The following is a 16,936-nucleotide window of genomic DNA, read 5'->3' on the forward strand; positions in this document are numbered from 1 at the left end:
GGATGGAGGTTGCCGCTTGTGCTGAGCGAGCTCCAGCGAGACGAAGTGCCTGTGCTGAGAGAGCTTGAGCGAGACGAAGTGACGTTCCAGGATACCGTATGGCCGGAAGTGCTTCCTGAGCGGGAGGTCGTAGCATCAGAGCTGTGACCTCGTCAGTACCCGCTCCGTCTCGTGCCCGCCTCTGGTGGGAGATCGCGATCGTGCTGGCATTGGGGCTCGGTCAGTCCGCCGTGTATGCGATCGTGCAGCTGGCGTACCGGCTCACGGACCCGATCCCTCTGGCTGATCAGACGGCGACCTTGAACCCGCCGCGCAGCGACCGCGAGATCTTCGACTTCATCTATCAGGTGCTGTCCATCGGGTTCGGGATCGTGCCCGTTCTGCTGGTCTGTTTCCTGCTGTGGCAGTCTCGCCGCCCGCACCTCGGCGCGCTTGGGCTGGATGGCGCGAAGCCTGCGAGGGATGTCGGCTGGGGCGCACTGCTGGTGCTCGCCATCGGCATCCCCGGCATCGGCCTGTACCTGCTCGGCCGCTCGCTGGGGTGGTTCGTCGCAGTGAACCCCGGTGGCCTTGACACGCACTGGTGGACGGTGCCGATCCTGCTGCTGTCGGCGGCTCGCGCGTCGATCCAGGAGGAGTTCGTCGTGCTCGGCTATCTGTTCGCCCGCCTGCGACAGCTGGGTTGGGGGCCGTGGCCGATCATCATCGCGACAAGTGTGCTGCGTGCCAGCTACCACCTGTACCAGGGGCCAGGCGCCTTCGTCGGCAACCTCGCCATGGGACTGCTGTTCGGGTGGCTGTTCGCGCGCACCGGACGGCTGCTGCCGTTCCTGGTGGCGCACTTCCTCATCGACGCCTCGGTGTTCGTGGGCTACCCGTGGGCGGCGGCGACATGGCCGGCTCTGTTCGGACTGCCCGGCTGACACCCGAGACGGAACCAGCCCACTCAGCGGGTGACGACCACCGCCACGATCGCCCACAGCAGCAGAACGCCGAACGCGGCGATCGCCATCCAGTCCCAGGTGCGCACGACCACGGCATCCGATCGGGGCGACGCCGCCGCCTCGGCACGCAGTCGGTTCAGTCGCGCGATGCCGTCGTCGGTCTCAGCCACGCCGTGCTCTTTGACGCGTCCAGGAGACAGGCGTCGATCGCGCGTGCGCGCGGGCCCGCCGAAGCTGCGCACGAGCGCGCCGTCATCGAGGACCAGCTCCAGCTGCCACCGCATCTCGATGCGCTTCACGCGCGCCCACGGGATCCAGATGCGACGCAGCAGGTTCTGCACCTGCACGCCCGTCGCATCTGCGCGGACATCCGAGACGACACCGACCACATAGACGCACCAGACGATCAGCAGCGGCCAGGGCGCCAGCAGCAGCATGTTCGCGAAACCGGAGCGCACCACGGCATCGACCAGCAGCAGCACGGCCACCACGGTGACGAGCCCGAGGAGCACAAGTGCTCCGGTGACCCGGAAGATCCGTGGTGGCCGCGTGTCGCTCATACGTCCAGTCTGCCGTCAGACGCCGCCGAGCGTCAGCGACGCTCCGGGGATGGCATCCAGCAGCCGCTTGGTGTACTCCTCCTGCGGGTTGGCGAAGATCTCGTCGACCGTGCCCTGCTCCACGATGCGCCCCTGCTCCATGACGCATACCAGGTCGGCCGCGACGCGGACCACGGCGAGGTCGTGCGTGATGAACAGGTACGTGAGGCCGAGGTCGCGCTGCAGGTCCGACAGCAGGTGCAGGATCTGATCCTGCACCAGCACGTCGAGCGCCGAGACGGCTTCGTCGAGCACGACGATGTCCGGCTTGAGCGCCAGCGCCCGCGCGATCGCGACACGCTGCCGCTGTCCGCCCGAGAGCTCGTTCGGGTACCGCCACGCGAGCTCGCGCGGCAGCGCCACCTGCTCGAGCAGCTCGAGAGAGCGCTGGTGCTGCTCTTCACTGGTGCCGATGCCGTGCACCTGCAGCGGCTCTGAGATCAGGCTGCCGATGCTGCGGAGCGGATCCAGAGACCCGTACGGATCCTGGAAGACCGGCTGCATGCGGCGGCGCAGCTTGAAGACATCAGCGCGCGACATCGTGCTCGTCGCCTGCCCGTCGATGAGGATCTCACCGTCAGTGGGCTTCTCCAGCTGCAGCAGCATCTTCGCGACGGTGGACTTGCCGGAGCCCGACTCCCCCACCAGCGCCAGCGTCTTGCCGCGCGGGATCGTGAACGACACCTTGTCGACCGCGCGGAACTGCTCGCTGCGCAGGCCGCCGGTGCGGATCGCGTAGTCCTTGACCAGCTCGCGCACCTCGACGACCGTCGGGGCGTGCTCGATCGACTCCGCCGACCCGTGCGAACCTGCACCGATCCGCTGCGAAGCGAGGCTCGGCGCCGCGGCGACCAGCCGCTGGGTGTACGGATGCTGGGGGTTGGCGAGGATCTCCTGACTCGGCCCCGCCTCGACGATCTCGCCCTGGTTCATCACCAGAATGCGATCGGCACGCTCGGCCGCGAGGCCGAGGTCGTGCGTGATCAGCAGCACCGAGGTGCCCCGCTCGGCGGTGAGAGACGCGAGATGGTCGAGGATCACGCGCTGCACGGTCACATCGAGCGCACTGGTGGGCTCATCCGCGATCAGCAGCTTCGGGTCGGCCGCCAAGCCGATGCCGATCAGTGCCCGCTGGCGCATGCCGCCGGAGAACTGGTGCGGGAACTGATGCATGCGCCGCTCGGCATCGGCGAGGCCGGCCTGCACCAGCACCTCGACCGCCCGATCGTTCACCTGCTTCTTGCCCTTGGCCAGTCCGTTCGCCCGCACGGCTTCCTTGACCTGGAAGCCGATCGACCAGACCGGGTTCAGGTTCGACATCGGATCCTGGGGCACGTAGCCGATCTCGCGGCCGCGGATGCGCTCCATGTCCTTGCGGCCGGCCTTGGTGAGGTCCTTGCCGTCGAGCATGATGCTGCCGCCGGTCACCTCGCCCGTCCCGGGAAGCAGGGAGATGATCGCCGCCGCCGTGGTCGACTTGCCGGAGCCGGATTCGCCGACGATCGCCAGCGTCTCACCGGCGAGCACGTCGAAGCTGACACCGTGCAGGACCTCGCGCGAAGTCTTGCCGGTGCGGAAGGCCACCTTGAGGTCGCGGATACTGAGAAGCGGTTCGCTCATCGCTGGGCCCTCGCCTTCGGGTCGACGGCGTCGCGCAGAAGCTCGCCGAGGGTGATGAATGCCAGCACGGTCACCGTCAGCGCCAGTGACGGCCAGAACAGTGCCATCGGCGCTGTGCGGATGTTCGTCTGCGCCTGGCTGATGTCCAGACCCCACGACATCGTGTCGCCGCCGAGTCCGACGCCGAGGAACGACAGCACCGACTCCGCGACGATGGCGCCTGCCAGCGCGAGCGTGGCGACGACGATGACGGGTGCCATGGCGTTGGGCAGCACGTGCGACAAGAGGATCTTGAAGCGCGACATGCCGACGGCTTCGGCGCCCATCACGAAGTCTGACTGTTTCACGCGCAGGATCTCAGCGCGCATGATCCTCGCGGTCCCCGCCCAGGCGAAGCCGCCGATGGCGAAGGCGAGCACCAGCTCGTTTCGCACCGGCATCACCGACATCACGACGATCGCAGCGATGATGTAGGGGATCGTGAAGAAGATGTCACCGATGCGGGAGAGCAGCGAGTCGAGCCAGCCACCGTAGAAACCGGCGTAGGCACCCATGATGACGCCGATGATGGTGCCGATCAGCGTCGCCAGCACACCCACCACGATCGAGGTGCGGGCACCCCAGATCACGCGCGAGTAGACGTCACAGCCCTGTCGGGTGAATCCGAGCGGATGCCCTGACTCGGGTCCGCCGTTGCTGTTGGCGAGCTGGCAGTCGTTGTTCGGCGCCACGTTGGTGAACCACTGCGGGAAGATCGCGACGACGAGCACGAGCAGCACGAAAGCCGCCGAGATCCAGAACATCGGGCGACGACGCAGGTCGCGCCAGGCGTCCAGCCAGAGGTTGCTGCGCTTCTCGTCGATGCGCACCTCGTCCACCCGGACGGTGGTCGTGTCGATGGGAGCGACGTAGTGCTCCTGGTTCGATTCAGTTCGAGACATAGCGGATCCTCGGATCGAGCAGGCCGTAGATCAGGTCCACGATGATGTTGATGAACACGTATACGACGACGAAAACGGTCACGAAGGACACCACTGTGGGGTTCTCTCCGCGGATGATCGCCTGGTAGAGCGTGTTGCCGACGCCGGGCACGTTGAAGATGCCCTCTGTCACGGTCGCACCGACCATGAGCACGCCGAAGACGGTGCCGAGATCGGTGACCATCGGGATCAGCGAGTTGCGCAGCACGTGCACGGGGATGACCCGGCGACGCGACAGGCCCTTGCTGTATGCGGTGCGCACCCAGTCCTGCCCCAGCGTCTCGATCGTCGAGGCGCGCGTGAGACGCATGCTGGTGGCATAGACGCTGAAGCCGAGCACGATTGCCGGCAGCCAGAGATCGCCCCAGTCGTTGTCGGCTCCCACCGTGGGTCTGAACCATCCGAGCTGGATCGCCAGGAAGTACTGCGCGAGGAATGCCAGCACGAAGATCGGCAGCGCGACGAAGATGAGCGCCAGCACGAGCATCGAGTTGTCGAAGAGGCCGCCCTTGCCGAGCGCCGAGAACAGGCCGATCACAATCGCCAGGGCGAACGCGATGCCGACTGCCATTACAGCGAGCCGCAGGGTGACGGGGAACGTCCGCGCAAGGATCTCGCTGACCGGCTGGCCCGAGAAGCTGACGCCGAAGTCGCCCTGGAAGATGCCGGTGATGTAGTAGAAGTACTGCACGAGGAACGGCTCGTCGAGGTGATACTGCGCACGCAGACTCTCGAGCAGAGCCGGATTCGGCGGTCGGTCTCCGAACAGCGCGGCGATCGGATCGCCCGGCATCGCGAAGACCATGAAATAGATCAGCAGGGTGGCGCCAAAGAACACCGGGATCGCCTGCAGGATCCGTCTGAGGATGTAAAGAGCCACCCTCGACCTCCCTTCGGGTAAGGAAGCACAGGAAAAAGGGGCGGTGGTGGTGTCACCACCGCCCCTTCACCTGGCGTGTCAGCCGATCTTGGTGATCTCGTTGTAGAGCGGCACCGAGTTCCAGCCGAACTGGACGTTGTCCACCTTCTTGCCGAAGCCTCCGACGACGTTGGAGTACCACAGCGGCATGGCGGGCAGGTCCTTCAGCAAAACCTCCTGTGCCTCCTGGAACAGCTTGTTCGCCTCAGCCGGGTCGGTGGCGGAGATGCCCTCCGACAGCAGCTTGTCGAAGTCAGCGCTGGAGTAGTCACCGTCGTTGGAACCGGCGTTGGTCGCGTAGAGCGGGCCGAGGAAGTTGTACAGACCCGGGTAGTCGGCCTGCCATCCGGTGCGGAACGCGGTCTCGATGGTGCGGTCGGTGACCTTGCCACGAAGTTCGGCGAACGTCGGGTACGGTGCACCCGATGCGTCGATGCCGAGCACGTTCTTGATCGAGTTCACGGTCGCGTCGACCCAGGCCTGGTGGCCACCGTCGGCGTTGTACGCGATCTGGAAGGTTCCACTCCACGGGCTGATCTTGTCAGCCTCGGCCCACAGCTCCTTGGCCTTGTCGGGGTCGAATGCGAGAACCTCAGCGCCCTTGAGCGAGTCGGACCAGCCGTCGATGACCGGCGAGGTGAAGTCGCTGGCCGGGGTGCGGGTGCCCTGGAAGATCACGTCGGTGATCTCCTTGCGGTCGATCGACATCGACAGCGCCTGACGGCGCAGGTTGCCCTCTTCGCCGCTGAAGTGCGCGAGACGCTCGGGGATCGTGAACGACTGGAAGATCGCCGCCGGCTGGTTCACCGCGCGGTCTCCGAGGTCGGACTCGAAGGTGCCGAAGGCGGAGTCCGGGATCGCGTCGAGCACGTCGAGCTGGTCACCCTGGAGGTCTGCGTAAGCAGCGTCCTGCGAGGCGTAGAACTTGATGTTCAGGCCACCGTTGGCGGGCGTGCGAGGGCCGTCGTAATCGGGGTTGACGACGAGGTCGATGCCCACGTCGTGCTTCCAGGCGCCTTCGCCGTCGAGCATGTACGGGCCGTTGCCGACCGGGTTCTCACCGTAGGCGGCGAGGTCGTCCCACGCGACGTCGGGCAGCGGGAAGTAGGCCGAGTAGCCCAGGCGCTGTGCGAAGTCGGATGCCGGCTTGTTCAGCGCGATGGTGAACGTGTAGTCATCCACCTGCTTCAGACCGGTCAGCTCGGAGTCCGCGTCGTAACTGAAGCCCTCGATGTCCTCGAAGAAGTAGCTGGAGAGCTGCTTGTTCGAGGCGAGTGCGCCGTAGTTCCACGCCTTGATGAAGTTGTCGGCCGTGACCTCTTCACCGTCGGTGAACTTCAGACCCTCGCGGATCTTGACGGTGAGGTGCTGCGGGTCGTCGACCTTGACCTCTTCGGCGACATCGTTGTAGACGGCGCCGTCGGCCGCGTACCCGATGAGGCCGGCGAAGATCGAGTCGAGGATCTTGCCGCCACCGGTCTCGTTGGTGTTGGTCGGGATCAGCGGGTTCTGCGGCTCGGAGCCGTTCGCCGTGATGATCGCGTTCGGATCCGCCTTGGCATCACCGCTGTCGCCTTTATCCCCATTGCCGCTATCGCTAGCGCATCCGGCCAGCGCCAGAACGCCTGCGGTGAGCAGGCCGACACCGGCGAGGGTGATCTTGTTTCGCTTCATTGCGCGTCCTCCTGTGGACAGGTACATGGGCGCGCCATCAGTGATCGCACCCGCAATGGCTCAAGGCTACATGGCCGCCACCCTGACACGGGTCCGCCGTTAATGAACCGTTACTGAGTTCACAGACGACGACGCCCCCGCCACACATGTGGCGGGGGCGTCGGAGCGCGCTGGCGGATGCTATGCGAATGCCTCGATGGGCGGGCAGGCGCACACCAGATTGCGGTCGCCGTAGGCCTGATCGATGCGGCGCACCGGCGGCCAGTACTTCGTCGCCACCAGTGAGCGCACCGGATAGGCCGCCACCTCGCGGGTGTAGGCCTGATCCCACTCCCCCGCGATGAGGCTCTCCGCTGTGTGCGGAGCATTCACCAGCGGGTTGTCCTCGGCGGGCCAGGTGCCGGCGGCGACAGCATCCGCCTCCGCCTTGATCGCGATCATCGCCTCGATGAAGCGGTCGACCTCGCCGAGGTCCTCCGACTCGGTCGGCTCGACCATCAGCGTGCCCGCGACCGGGAACGACATGGTCGGCGCGTGGAAGCCGTAGTCGATCAGTCGCTTGGCGACGTCGTCGACCGTGATGCCGGTGGCCTCCTTGAGCGGACGCAGATCGAGGATGCACTCGTGCGCGACGCGGCCCTGCTCGCCGGTGTAGAGCACCGGATAGTGGTCGACCAGGCGCGCGGCGATGTAGTTCGCCGAGAGCACTGCGGCTGCGGTCGCCTGACGCAGGCCGTCGGCTCCCATCATGCGCACGTACGACCACGAGATCGGCAGCACGCCGGCCGAGCCGTACGGTGCTCCCGAGACGGGGCCGCCGTCGAACACGAATCCACCGGCGTGCACGTCGCTCTGCGCCTGCGGGTGGCCCGGCAGGTGGGGCGCGAGGTGCGCCTTGGCCGCCACGGGACCGACACCAGGTCCGCCGCCGCCGTGCGGGATGGCGAACGTCTTGTGCAGGTTCAGGTGCGACACGTCGCCGCCGAGGTCGCCGAAGCGCGCATAGCCGAGCAGCGCGTTGAGGTTCGCGCCGTCGACGTACACCTGGCCGCCGGCCGCGTGCACGGCCGCCGTGATGTCGGTCACCTGCTCCTCGTACACGCCGTGCGTCGACGGATACGTGATCATCAGAGCGGAGAGCGTCTCGGCGTTGGCCTCGATCTTGGCGCGCAGATCGTCGAGGTCGACGTTGCCGAGCTCGTCCGTGGCCACCACGACGACCTTCATGCCGGCGAGCACGGCGGATGCCGCGTTCGTGCCGTGCGCCGACGATGGGATCAGGCACACGGTGCGGTGATCGTCGCCGTTGGCGAGGTGGTAGCCGCGGATCGCCAGCAGCCCGGCGAGCTCGCCCTGCGAGCCGGCATTCGGCTGCAGCGAGACCGCGTCGTAGCCGGTGACCTCGGCGAGCCAGGCCTCGAGCTGATCGATCATCGCGAGCGAGCCCTCGACGTCCTCGCGCGGGGCGAACGGGTGCAGCAGCGCGAACTCGGGCCAGGTGATGGCCGCCATCTCGGTGGCCGCGTTGAGCTTCATCGTGCACGAGCCGAGCGGGATCATGCCGCGATCGAGCGCGTAGTCACGGTCGGCGAGCTGCTTGAGGTAGCGCATCATGGCGGTCTCGGAGCGGTGCGCGTGGAAGACCGGGTGCGTGAGGTACTCGTCCTCGCGCAGCAGAGTCTCGGGCAGAGCCCCGGTGGAGCCGGCGCCGACGAAGCCGAAGACGCGCTCCTCCTTGCCGCCGAAGAAGACCGCGACGCGGTGCAGGTCGGTGAACGTGGTGGTCTCGTCGACCGAGATGCCCACGGTGTCAGCATCCACCAGCCGCAGCAGGATGCCACCGGCGTGCGCCGCGGAGACGATCGACTCCGCCGTGCCAGGAACGGTGACGGTGACGGTGTCGAAGAACGCGTCGTGAGCGACGGATGCCCCGGCCTCGACCAGCCAGTCGCGCAGGAGCGCGGCCTTGGCGGCGACCTCCGCGCCGATCGCGCGCAGCCCGTCAGGACCGTGGTAGACGGCGTACATCGAGGCCATCACTGCGAGCAGCACCTGGGCTGTGCAGATGTTCGAGGTGGCCTTCTCACGGCGGATGTGCTGCTCGCGCGTCTGCAGCGCAAGACGGTAGGCGGGGTAGCCGACTGCATCCTGAGAGACGCCGACCAGGCGACCTGGGAGCTGACGCTCGAGTCCGGCGCGCACGGCCATGTAGCCGGCGTGCGGGCCACCGAACGCCATCGGCACGCCGAAGCGCTGCGATGTGCCGACTGCCACATCGGCGCCGAGCGAACCCGGCGAGCGCAGCAGCGTGAGAGCGAGCAGGTCGGCGGCGGCGACCGCGATGCCGTTCGCCACGTGCACGGCATCGAAGACCGCGGACGGGTCCCAGATGCGACCGGAGGCGCCCGGGTACTGCACGAAAACGCCGAACAGCTCCGCGGGCAGCTCCTCGCCGGCGGCGAGGTCGCGCTCGACGAGCTCGATGCCGACAGCATCCGCTCGGGTGGCGAGCAGTGACTTGGTCTGCGGCAGTGCGTCGGCGTCGACGACGAACACGTTCGACTTCGACTTCGCGGCGCGGCGCGCCAGCAGCATCCCCTCGGCCACGGCCGTGGACTCGTCGAGCATCGAGGAGTTCGCCGTCGACAGCCCGGTGAGGTCGGACACCATGGTCTGGAAGTTGATCAGCGCCTCGAGGCGGCCCTGCGAGATCTCGGGCTGGTAGGGCGTGTACGCCGTGTACCAGGACGGGTTCTCGAGCACGTTGCGCTGAATCACACTCGGCGTGAACGTGCCGTGGTAACCAAGGCCGATCATGGCGCGGTTGACCGTGTTGCGCGAGGCGAGCGCGCGCAGCTCGGCGAGCGCCTCGGCCTCGGAGGCAGCACCGGGGATGACGGACTCGGCGTCCGGCCCGATGTAGATCGAGTCCGGCACGGCCTGGCGCATCAGCGCCTCGACCTGATCCCAGTGCTCGAGGTCAGAGGCGACGCCCAGCGCGTCGAGCATGTGCCGCTGCGCCTCAGACGTCGTCCCGATGTGGCGGTCGGCGAATGAGGTCACTCTCACGCCTCCGTGATCGCGACGTAGCCGTCGCGGTCGAGCAGTCCGTCGAGCGCGCCGTCGGCGATCTCGACCTTGATGAGCCAGGCGCCCTCGAACGGCGAGGAGTTCACCAGAGCGGGGTCGTCGACGACGGCGTCGTTGATCTCGACGACCTTGCCGGTGACGGGTGCGTAGAGCTCGGAGACCGACTTGGTCGACTCGGCCTCGCCGAAGACGTCGCCGCGGCTGAGCTCGGTGCCCACCTCCGGCAGTTCGACGAAGACGATGTCACCGAGTGCGTCTGCGGCGAAGTCGGTGATCCCGATCGTCGCGACGGCGCCGTCGGTGGCCACCCACTCGTGCTCTTCGCTGTACTTCAGGCTGTTGAGATCGGTCATTTCTTCCTCCGGTAGAAAGGCAGGGCGGTACGGGTCGCGGGGATCTTGGTGCCCCGCACATCCAGGAACAGCTCGGTGCCCTCTTCGGCTGAAGAGGGGTCGACGTAGGCCATCGCGATCGGGTGGCCGAGGGTGGGGCTGAGCGCACCACTGGTGATCTCGCCGACGACGGTGCCGTCAGCGAGCACGACGGGGTAGCCGGCGCGACCGGCACGGCGGCCCTCGGCGGTCAGGCCGATCAGCACGCGGGCATCCGATGCGGGCGTCACCTGCTCCTTGCCGACGAAGTCCTCCTTGTCGGCGACCACGACGCGGCCGAAACCGGCCTGCGCGGGGCGGATGTCACGCGAGAGCTCGTTGCCGTACAGCGGCATGCCGGCCTCAAGGCGAAGGCTGTCGCGGGCGGCGAGGCCGGCCGCGACCAGTCCGTGATGCTCGCCGGCGACGACCACGTCATCCCACAGCGCGGCCGCGTCATCTGCAGCCACGAGCAGCTCGAAGCCGTCCTCACCGGTGTAGCCGGTGCGGGCGAGCAGCAGCGGCTTGCCGTTGTAGGTGGCGGCAGCCCAGGCGTAGTACTTCTGCTCCGCCCACGGCACGGTGAGTTCGTCGATGCCGGCCACCGCGGCGAGGATCGCTTCGGAGTTCGGCCCCTGCACGGCGATCAGACCGTACGCGTCTGAGACGTCCTCTGCGGCGACAGCCAGGTCGCCCGTACGTTCCTGCAGCGCCGCGCTGACAGCATCCCGGTTGCCGGCGTTGGAGATGATCAGGAAGTCGTCGTCCTGCAGGCGGTAGACGATCACGTCGTCGATGATGCCGCCGTCCTCGGCGAGCAGCAGCGAGTACTTCGCCTTGCCGATGGACATGACCGACAGTCGACCGGCCAGCGCGTAGTCGAGGTACTCGGCCGCAGCGGCTCCCCGCACGGTGAACTCGGCCATGTGCGAGATGTCGAAGATGCCGGCGGCCTCGCGCACGGCGCGATGCTCGGCGAGGTCGGACGTGTAGCGCACCGGCATCTGCCAGCCGCCGAAGTCGGTGAAGGATGCCCCGAGCGCCTCGTGGCGTTCGCGGAGCGGGGTGTAGCGGGGGTCGGTCACGGAGTTCTCCCGGTCAGGATCGGGTAGGACGGCGTCTTCGTCGTCCTCGGAACTCCCCCTCTGTCATCGGGCCTGAGAGCTTCACCCTGACCTTCGAGAAGGAGTGGGGCTTTCACCGTCGGCGGATGCCGGAGCATCGCTTTCCAGAGCGGCCGGACATGCGCGGTATGGATACCTGAGAGATTGGCGGGGAGGCTTGCTCCTTCGGTGCTCGGCTGCGATCACCGAGCTCTCCCGCACACGTCATACGGCCATTGTTGAATTGGCTGTTCAGTTAGCCCTTACAGCATAGCGGGAGGTCGGCCCCGCTACGGGGTCGCGGCGCTCAGACCAAGAAGCCGTGCGCCATTGCTCCAGAGCACCGAGCGCATCCAGTCGTCGCCGAGGTCGAGTTCGGCGAGTCCCGCGAGCTGGCGGGCGTAGGCGTAGGGGATGTTCGGAAAGTCGGAGCCGAGCACGATCTTGTGCTGCAGGCGGCCCAGCCGCGCAAGGTACGCCGCCGGAATCGCGGGCTCATCGAAGTACCCGGTGGCGAACATCGTGGTGTCCAGGTGCACGTTCTCGTACTGCTCGGCGAGGTCTGCAAAGGCGTCGTATTCGGGCATCCCCATGTGCGCGATGACGAAGCCGAGGTCGGGGAACCGTGCGAGCACTTTCGCGATCGCATCCGGCCCGGTGTGCTGGCCTGGCAGCGGCTGGGACCCGGCATGGATCACGACCGGCACGCGCGCCGCGGCGAACGCGGCCCATGCCGGATCGAGCACGGGGTCGTCGGGCGCGAAGCCACCGACCTGCACGTGCACTTTGAAGAGACGGGCGCCGGCGGCGAGGGCTACCGGGACGTAGTCGGATGCCTCGGGCTCGGCATACAGCGTGCCGCAATGCACGACATCGGCGTTGGCGACCGCGAAATCGCGGTTCCAGTCGTTCAGCCATTCCGCCATGCCCGCCTTGTGCGGGTAGGTCAGTGCGGGGATCGCGCGCATGCCGAGGCGGCGTGCGATCGTGAGCCGCTCCTCGGTGCTGACCCGGTAGTGGATCGGCCAGGCTTTGCCGTAGTTGCGCTCGGCATCGTCGAAGTACGCCCAGACCTTGTCGAGCATCCGGTCGGGCAGGAAGTGCACGTGGATGTCAGCGAGACCCGGGACGCCGAGAGCGTCGAGGTAGGCGGGGATCTCGGCATCCGACTGCGGTCCTGGCGTGGTGTCGGATGCGGGCATCCACTCAGCCTACGCAGGCGACCCTCTAGGCTCGTGCCTGTGACGACAGGGATGCCAGCAGACGACGCGATCGGCGTCGCCGTGTCGACAGTGATCTTCTCGCTGCGCGGCTCTTCAGACGGCGATCGGCTGATGCTGCCGCTCGTGCGACGCACCAGGGAGCCGCACCTTGGCCAGTGGGCGCTGCCGGGTGGCTGGCTGGATCCTCGTGAGGACCTCGACGCGTCAGCATCCCGCACACTCGCCGAGACCACGGCTCTCAAGCCGAGCTATCTCGAGCAGCTGTACACGTTCGGCGACGTCGATCGCGCACCCAGTCGTGCCATCGCGATCGTGTACTGGGCGCTGCTGCGCTCGGATCTCGTCGATGCACAGCGCGCCGCGGCCGACGCGCCGGAGAACGTCGAATGGTACGACGTCGATGCCCTCCCCCCGCTCGCTTTCGACCACAACCGCATCGCCGACTACGCGCTGGACAGGCTGCGCAACAAGGTCGGCTACAGCCGGATCGCGGCCGGTCTGCTGCCGGACGAGTTCACGCTCACAGAGCTCCGAGAGGTCTATGAGGCCGTGCTGGGCGAGCGTCTTGATCCCTCGAACTTCCGCCGCCTGCTGGCTGACTCGGACGAACTGGTGCCTACTGAGTCGTTCCGCACCGGCAAGCACCGCCCGGCGCGGCTGTTCCGCTACGTCGCGCACGCCTGAGGTGCGGGGCCGGATTGCACTTAGGGTCAAGTCGACATAATCTGTTCACGACGCAGTAAGTGTCGAAGTGACCAGAAGGCGGCGCCGGAATGTCCACTCACCCCCTCAGCACGCTCGATCCGTCGGTCGACCACGCCATCCAGGCGATCGTCGACGGAGCCTCGATCGAGAGCACCTGCACCACTGACCTGGCTGCAGGTCCCTGGGACTTCGACATCCGCCCCGGATACGGGCCAGGCTCGTCGATGGGCGATGTGATCCCGACGGGCGCTCCCCGCCAGGGCGAGCTGCCCACCGCGTACCGCGAAGCAGACGAAGAAGACCTGCACGACCGCATCCGCGCCGCGAAGGAGACCCTCGGCGACCGCGTCGTCGTGCTCGGCCACTTCTACCAGCGCGAGGAGGTGGTGCGGCACGCCGACTACGTCGGCGACTCGTTCCAGCTCGCGAACGCCGCACTCGAACATCCGGACGCCGAGGCGATCGTGTTCTGCGGCGTGCACTTCATGGCTGAGACCGCCGACCTGCTCTCCCGTCCTGAGCAGTCGGTGATCCTGCCGAACCTCGCGGCGGGCTGCTCGATGGCCGACATGGCCGACATCGATCAGGTCGAGGACTGCTGGGAGCAGCTGGCCGATGTCTTAGGCCCTCTGGATGAGGCGGATGCTGACGGACTCGTCCCGGTGATCCCGGTCACCTACATGAACTCCTCCGCCGCGATCAAGGGCTTCGTCGGCCGGCACGGCGGCATCGTCTGCACGTCGTCGAACGCCGCGACAGTTCTGGAATGGGCGTTCGCCCGCGGGCGACGGGTGCTGTTCTTCCCCGACCAACACCTCGGCCGCAACACCGCGAAGGCGATGGGCGTGCCGCTGGAGCGGATGCCGATGTGGAACCCCCGTCGCCCACTGGGCGGCTCGTCAGCTGCCCAGCTCACCGACTCGCAGGTGATCCTGTGGCACGGATTCTGCTCGGTGCACCGCCGCTTCAGCGTCGACCAGATCGAGACGGCACGCGCTGAGCACCCTGATGTGCGCGTGATCGTGCACCCGGAGTGCCCGATGGAGGTCGTCGATGCCGCCGATGAAGCGGGCTCCACCGACTACATCCGCCGAGCGATCGCCGATGCCACCGAGCCCACGACTTTCGCGATCGGCACCGAGATCAACCTGGTGCGTCGCCTGGCGGCGCAGCATCCTCAGCACGAGATCTTCTGTCTCGACCCGGTGGTCTGCCCCTGCTCGACGATGTACCGCATCCACCCCGGCTATCTCGCGTGGGTGCTGGAAGAACTGGTCGCCGGCCGAGTGCAGAACCGCATTCAGGTCGCAGATGACGTCGCGGCACCTGCGCGGGTCGCACTCGAGCGGATGCTGGCAGCGAAGCCGCGATGAAGGTTCTCGTCGTCGGGTCGGGCATCGCGGGACTGACCACGGCGCTGCGTGCCGAGGCCCTCGGGCACGACGTGGAGCTGGTCGTCAAGGGCGCCATCGGCAGCGGGTGCACTCCCCTGGCACAGGGCGGCATCGCCGGGGCCTACGGCCCTGATGACTCCCCCGCGCTGCATGCGCTGGACACGATGCACGCGGGCGACGGACATGGTGACCCGCGCGCGATCGCGGCGCTGGTCGACGGGGCCGCTGCTGCCGTCGAGGCGCTGATCGACGCCGGAGTGGCGTTCGACCGCGGCGACGACGGCGAGATCGCGCGTGGACTCGAAGCCGCCCACTCGCTGCCCCGCATCGCCCACGCCGGCGGGGATGCCACCGGCGCCGCGATCTCGGCTGCCCTGATCGACCGGGTTCGCGCATCGGGCATCCACATCCGCGAACACGCCTTCGCAGCGGATCTTCTCGTGACCGATGAGCGCGCCCATGGCATCCGACTGCTGGATCGGACTGTGCTCGCGGCCGATGCCGTCGTGCTCGCCACGGGCGGCGCCGGGCAGCTGTACGCGCACACGACCAACCCCGCGGGCGCGACCGGCGATGGCATCGCGATGGCGCTGCGCGCCGGTGCCGCCGTCGCCGACCTCGAGTTCGTGCAGTTCCATCCGACGGTTCTCGAATCGTCCGGCGTGCCGTTCCTGATCTCGGAGGCGGTTCGAGGGGCGGGTGCTGTGCTGGTGGATGCCGATGGCCACCGGTTCCTGCTCGACCAGCATCCGGATGCCGAACTCGCCCCACGCGATGTCGTGGCCCGTGCGGTGACGCGGCAGGCAGCGGCGCAGGGCTCGCCAGTGCGGCTTGACGCGACCGCGCTCGGCGCTGCCGCGCTCGCCCACAGGTTCCCGACCATCGACGCCGAGCTGCGGCGACGCGGTCTGGACTGGTCGCGCGAGCCGGTGCCGGTCACGCCCGCCGCGCACTACCTGATGGGCGGCATCGCAACCGATCTCGACGGCCGCACGTCGATGCCGGGGCTGTGGGCCGTCGGCGAGACCGCTCGCACCGGTGTGCATGGCGCGAATCGCCTGGCATCCAACTCCCTGCTCGAGGGAGCCGTCTTCGCCGCCCGTGCCGCCGATTCACTTGGCGACACCCCACCACACGCATCCAGATCGCGATCGTTGTCGCCATCGAGCGCTGATAGCGACAACGATCGCGACCTGGACGGCACGACGCCCTTCACCCGCGCCGATCTGCAGCAGCTGATGTGGGATGGGGTCGGGCTGCTGCGCACCCACGACGGGATGTCGGATGCTGTCGCGCAGCTGTCTGCATGGGCCGCGCCCGCGGGCACGACTGCGACCGCTCAGGAGGACGCGAATCTGCTGACGGTCGCTCGCGCCGTGGCATCCGCCGCCCTTGCCCGCACCACCTCACTCGGCGCGCACCACCTCTCGCACGCACCAGCCCCCGCCTTGATCGGAGCCTCATGATCACCCCGGCCACCTTGCATCGCACCGTGCGCGCTGCCCTCGAGGAGGACGCACCCTGGGGTGACATCACCTCCGCCGCTCTGCTCCCCGCAGACGCCACGGCCATCGCCGATCTGGTCGCGCGTGAGTCGGGGGTCTTCAGCGGCGGCGAGGTGTTCGCCGCCGCGTTCACCCTCACCGACCCGAGCGTGCAGGTCGATCTGCACTTCGCCGACGGTGATCGGTTCGCAGCGGACGACGTGCTGGCATCCGTCACGGGACCAGCGCGCAGCCTGCTCACGGCCGAGCGGGTCGCCCTGAACTTCAGTCAGCGCATGAGCGGCGTCGCGACGCTCACCGCGGCATACGTGGATGCTGTCGCCGGCACCGGCGTACGCATCGCCGACACCCGCAAGACCACGCCGGGCCTGCGCGAGTTCGAGCGGCACGCCGTGGTCTCTGGCGGCGGCAGCAATCATCGCCGCTCGCTGTCAGATGCGGTGATGGCGAAGGACAACCACCTTGCCGTGCTGCGGGCGGGCGGTCAGGATCTGGCCACCGCTCTGCGCTCGGCACTCGGCAGCCTGCCGCACACCACGCATGTCGTGGTGGAGGTTGACCGGCTCGATCAGATCCCCGCTGTGCTCGACGGCGGCGCCGACACGGTGCTGCTCGACAACTTCTCACTCGACGACCTGCGCGCCGGCGTCGCCGTGCTCGCCGGGCGGGCGACGGCCGAGGCGTCAGGAGGAGTGAACCTCGACACCGTGCGCGCCATCGCCGAGACCGGGGTGCAGGTCATCTCAGTCGGCGCGCTCACGCACTCCGCTCGGGCTCTGGATCTCGGGCTCGACCTGCGGATCGGCTGA

14 protein-coding genes and 1 riboswitch are annotated in these 16,936 nt (G+C 67.8%); of the genes, 5 read left to right on the forward strand and 9 right to left on the reverse strand.

Annotation, left to right across the window (positions count from 1 at the left end):
- The first annotated feature begins 143 nt into the window (after positions 1-143).
- Positions 144-923 (forward strand): CPBP family intramembrane glutamic endopeptidase, encoded by a 780-nt coding sequence (locus MNR00_RS11575; protein WP_241926074.1) that lies wholly within the window; start codon positions 144-146, stop codon positions 921-923.
- A 23-nt stretch (positions 924-946) separates the two neighbouring features.
- Here the strand turns inward: MNR00_RS11575 and MNR00_RS11580 are convergent, their stop codons facing one another.
- The 9 genes from MNR00_RS11580 to MNR00_RS11620 all read right to left on the reverse strand — a co-directional run bounded on the left by MNR00_RS11580 (position 947) and on the right by MNR00_RS11620 (position 12,502).
- Positions 947-1,504, reverse strand: a complete 558-nt coding sequence (locus MNR00_RS11580) for a PH domain-containing protein (RefSeq protein ID WP_241926075.1) — start codon at positions 1,502-1,504, stop codon at positions 947-949.
- Between the two features lie 15 nt (positions 1,505-1,519).
- Positions 1,520-3,163: an ABC transporter ATP-binding protein gene (locus MNR00_RS11585; RefSeq protein WP_241926076.1), complete on the reverse strand. Its 1,644-nt coding sequence runs from the start codon at positions 3,161-3,163 to the stop codon at positions 1,520-1,522.
- Positions 3,160-4,104, reverse strand: a complete 945-nt coding sequence (locus tag MNR00_RS11590) for an ABC transporter permease (RefSeq protein ID WP_241926077.1) — start codon at positions 4,102-4,104, stop codon at positions 3,160-3,162. The genes MNR00_RS11585 and MNR00_RS11590 overlap by 4 nt, the downstream gene beginning before the upstream one ends.
- The gene (locus tag MNR00_RS11595; protein WP_241926078.1) at positions 4,091-5,023 is read right to left on the reverse strand and encodes an ABC transporter permease; all 933 of its coding nucleotides are present in this window, start codon (positions 5,021-5,023) and stop codon (positions 4,091-4,093) included. Before MNR00_RS11595 ends, MNR00_RS11590 begins: the two co-directional genes overlap by 14 nt.
- A gap of 78 nt (positions 5,024-5,101) precedes the next feature.
- Positions 5,102-6,736 (reverse strand): ABC transporter substrate-binding protein, encoded by a 1,635-nt coding sequence (locus MNR00_RS11600; protein WP_241926079.1) that lies wholly within the window; start codon positions 6,734-6,736, stop codon positions 5,102-5,104.
- Positions 6,737-6,916: 180 nt separating this feature from the next.
- A complete protein-coding gene (gene gcvP, locus MNR00_RS11605; protein WP_241928833.1) occupies positions 6,917-9,745 on the reverse strand; it encodes an aminomethyl-transferring glycine dehydrogenase in 2,829 nt (942 codons plus the stop codon).
- 56 nt (positions 9,746-9,801) lie between these two features.
- Complete coding sequence (gcvH, locus tag MNR00_RS11610) at positions 9,802-10,179, reverse strand: glycine cleavage system protein GcvH (RefSeq protein ID WP_241926080.1); 378 nt, start codon at positions 10,177-10,179, stop codon at positions 9,802-9,804.
- The gene (gene gcvT / locus MNR00_RS11615) at positions 10,176-11,282 is read right to left on the reverse strand and encodes a glycine cleavage system aminomethyltransferase GcvT (RefSeq protein ID WP_241926081.1); all 1,107 of its coding nucleotides are present in this window, start codon (positions 11,280-11,282) and stop codon (positions 10,176-10,178) included. Before gcvT ends, gcvH begins: the two co-directional genes overlap by 4 nt.
- 153 nt (positions 11,283-11,435) lie before the next feature.
- Positions 11,436-11,529, reverse strand: a riboswitch (glycine riboswitch).
- A gap of 61 nt (positions 11,530-11,590) precedes the next feature.
- Positions 11,591-12,502, reverse strand: coding sequence for an amidohydrolase family protein (locus tag MNR00_RS11620; RefSeq protein WP_241926082.1), 912 nt, complete (start codon positions 12,500-12,502; stop codon positions 11,591-11,593).
- A 51-nt stretch (positions 12,503-12,553) separates the two neighbouring features.
- On the opposite strand from MNR00_RS11620, the gene MNR00_RS11625 reads away from it, so the two are divergent.
- From MNR00_RS11625 to nadC, 4 genes are all read left to right on the forward strand, one after another.
- On the forward strand, positions 12,554-13,207 hold the full coding sequence (locus tag MNR00_RS11625) for an NUDIX domain-containing protein (RefSeq protein WP_241928834.1): 654 nt from the start codon (positions 12,554-12,556) through the stop codon (positions 13,205-13,207).
- A gap of 89 nt (positions 13,208-13,296) precedes the next feature.
- Positions 13,297-14,601, forward strand: a complete 1,305-nt coding sequence (nadA, locus tag MNR00_RS11630; RefSeq protein ID WP_241926083.1) for a quinolinate synthase NadA — start codon at positions 13,297-13,299, stop codon at positions 14,599-14,601.
- Complete coding sequence (nadB, locus tag MNR00_RS11635; RefSeq protein WP_241926084.1) at positions 14,598-16,088, forward strand: L-aspartate oxidase; 1,491 nt, start codon at positions 14,598-14,600, stop codon at positions 16,086-16,088. Before nadA ends, nadB begins: the two co-directional genes overlap by 4 nt.
- The gene (gene nadC, locus MNR00_RS11640) at positions 16,085-16,936 is read left to right on the forward strand and encodes a carboxylating nicotinate-nucleotide diphosphorylase (protein WP_241926085.1); all 852 of its coding nucleotides are present in this window, start codon (positions 16,085-16,087) and stop codon (positions 16,934-16,936) included. The genes nadB and nadC overlap by 4 nt, the downstream gene beginning before the upstream one ends.

The organism is Microbacterium sp. H1-D42 (genome assembly GCF_022637555.1).
Taxonomy (GTDB): domain Bacteria; phylum Actinomycetota; class Actinomycetes; order Actinomycetales; family Microbacteriaceae; genus Microbacterium.

What these genes read in the sequence shown, in the direction of transcription:
- MNR00_RS11600 (WP_241926079.1), bottom strand. Translation starts at nt 6,736, where the DNA reads ATGAAGCGAAACAAGATCACCCTCGCCGGTGTCGGCCTGCTCACCGCA.
- MNR00_RS11580 (WP_241926075.1), bottom strand. Translation starts at nt 1,504, where the DNA reads ATGAGCGACACGCGGCCACCACGGATCTTCCGGGTCACCGGAGCACTT.
- nadB (WP_241926084.1), top strand. Translation starts at nt 14,598, where the DNA reads ATGAAGGTTCTCGTCGTCGGGTCGGGCATCGCGGGACTGACCACGGCG.
- MNR00_RS11620 (WP_241926082.1), bottom strand. Translation starts at nt 12,502, where the DNA reads ATGCCCGCATCCGACACCACGCCAGGACCGCAGTCGGATGCCGAGATC.
- gcvH (WP_241926080.1), bottom strand. Translation starts at nt 10,179, where the DNA reads ATGACCGATCTCAACAGCCTGAAGTACAGCGAAGAGCACGAGTGGGTG.
- nadA (WP_241926083.1), top strand. Translation starts at nt 13,297, where the DNA reads ATGTCCACTCACCCCCTCAGCACGCTCGATCCGTCGGTCGACCACGCC.
- MNR00_RS11590 (WP_241926077.1), bottom strand. Translation starts at nt 4,104, where the DNA reads ATGTCTCGAACTGAATCGAACCAGGAGCACTACGTCGCTCCCATCGAC.
- MNR00_RS11585 (WP_241926076.1), bottom strand. Translation starts at nt 3,163, where the DNA reads ATGAGCGAACCGCTTCTCAGTATCCGCGACCTCAAGGTGGCCTTCCGC.
- nadC (WP_241926085.1), top strand. Translation starts at nt 16,085, where the DNA reads ATGATCACCCCGGCCACCTTGCATCGCACCGTGCGCGCTGCCCTCGAG.
- gcvP (WP_241928833.1), bottom strand. Translation starts at nt 9,745, where the DNA reads ATGCTCGACGCGCTGGGCGTCGCCTCTGACCTCGAGCACTGGGATCAG.
- MNR00_RS11625 (WP_241928834.1), top strand. Translation starts at nt 12,554, where the DNA reads ATGCCAGCAGACGACGCGATCGGCGTCGCCGTGTCGACAGTGATCTTC.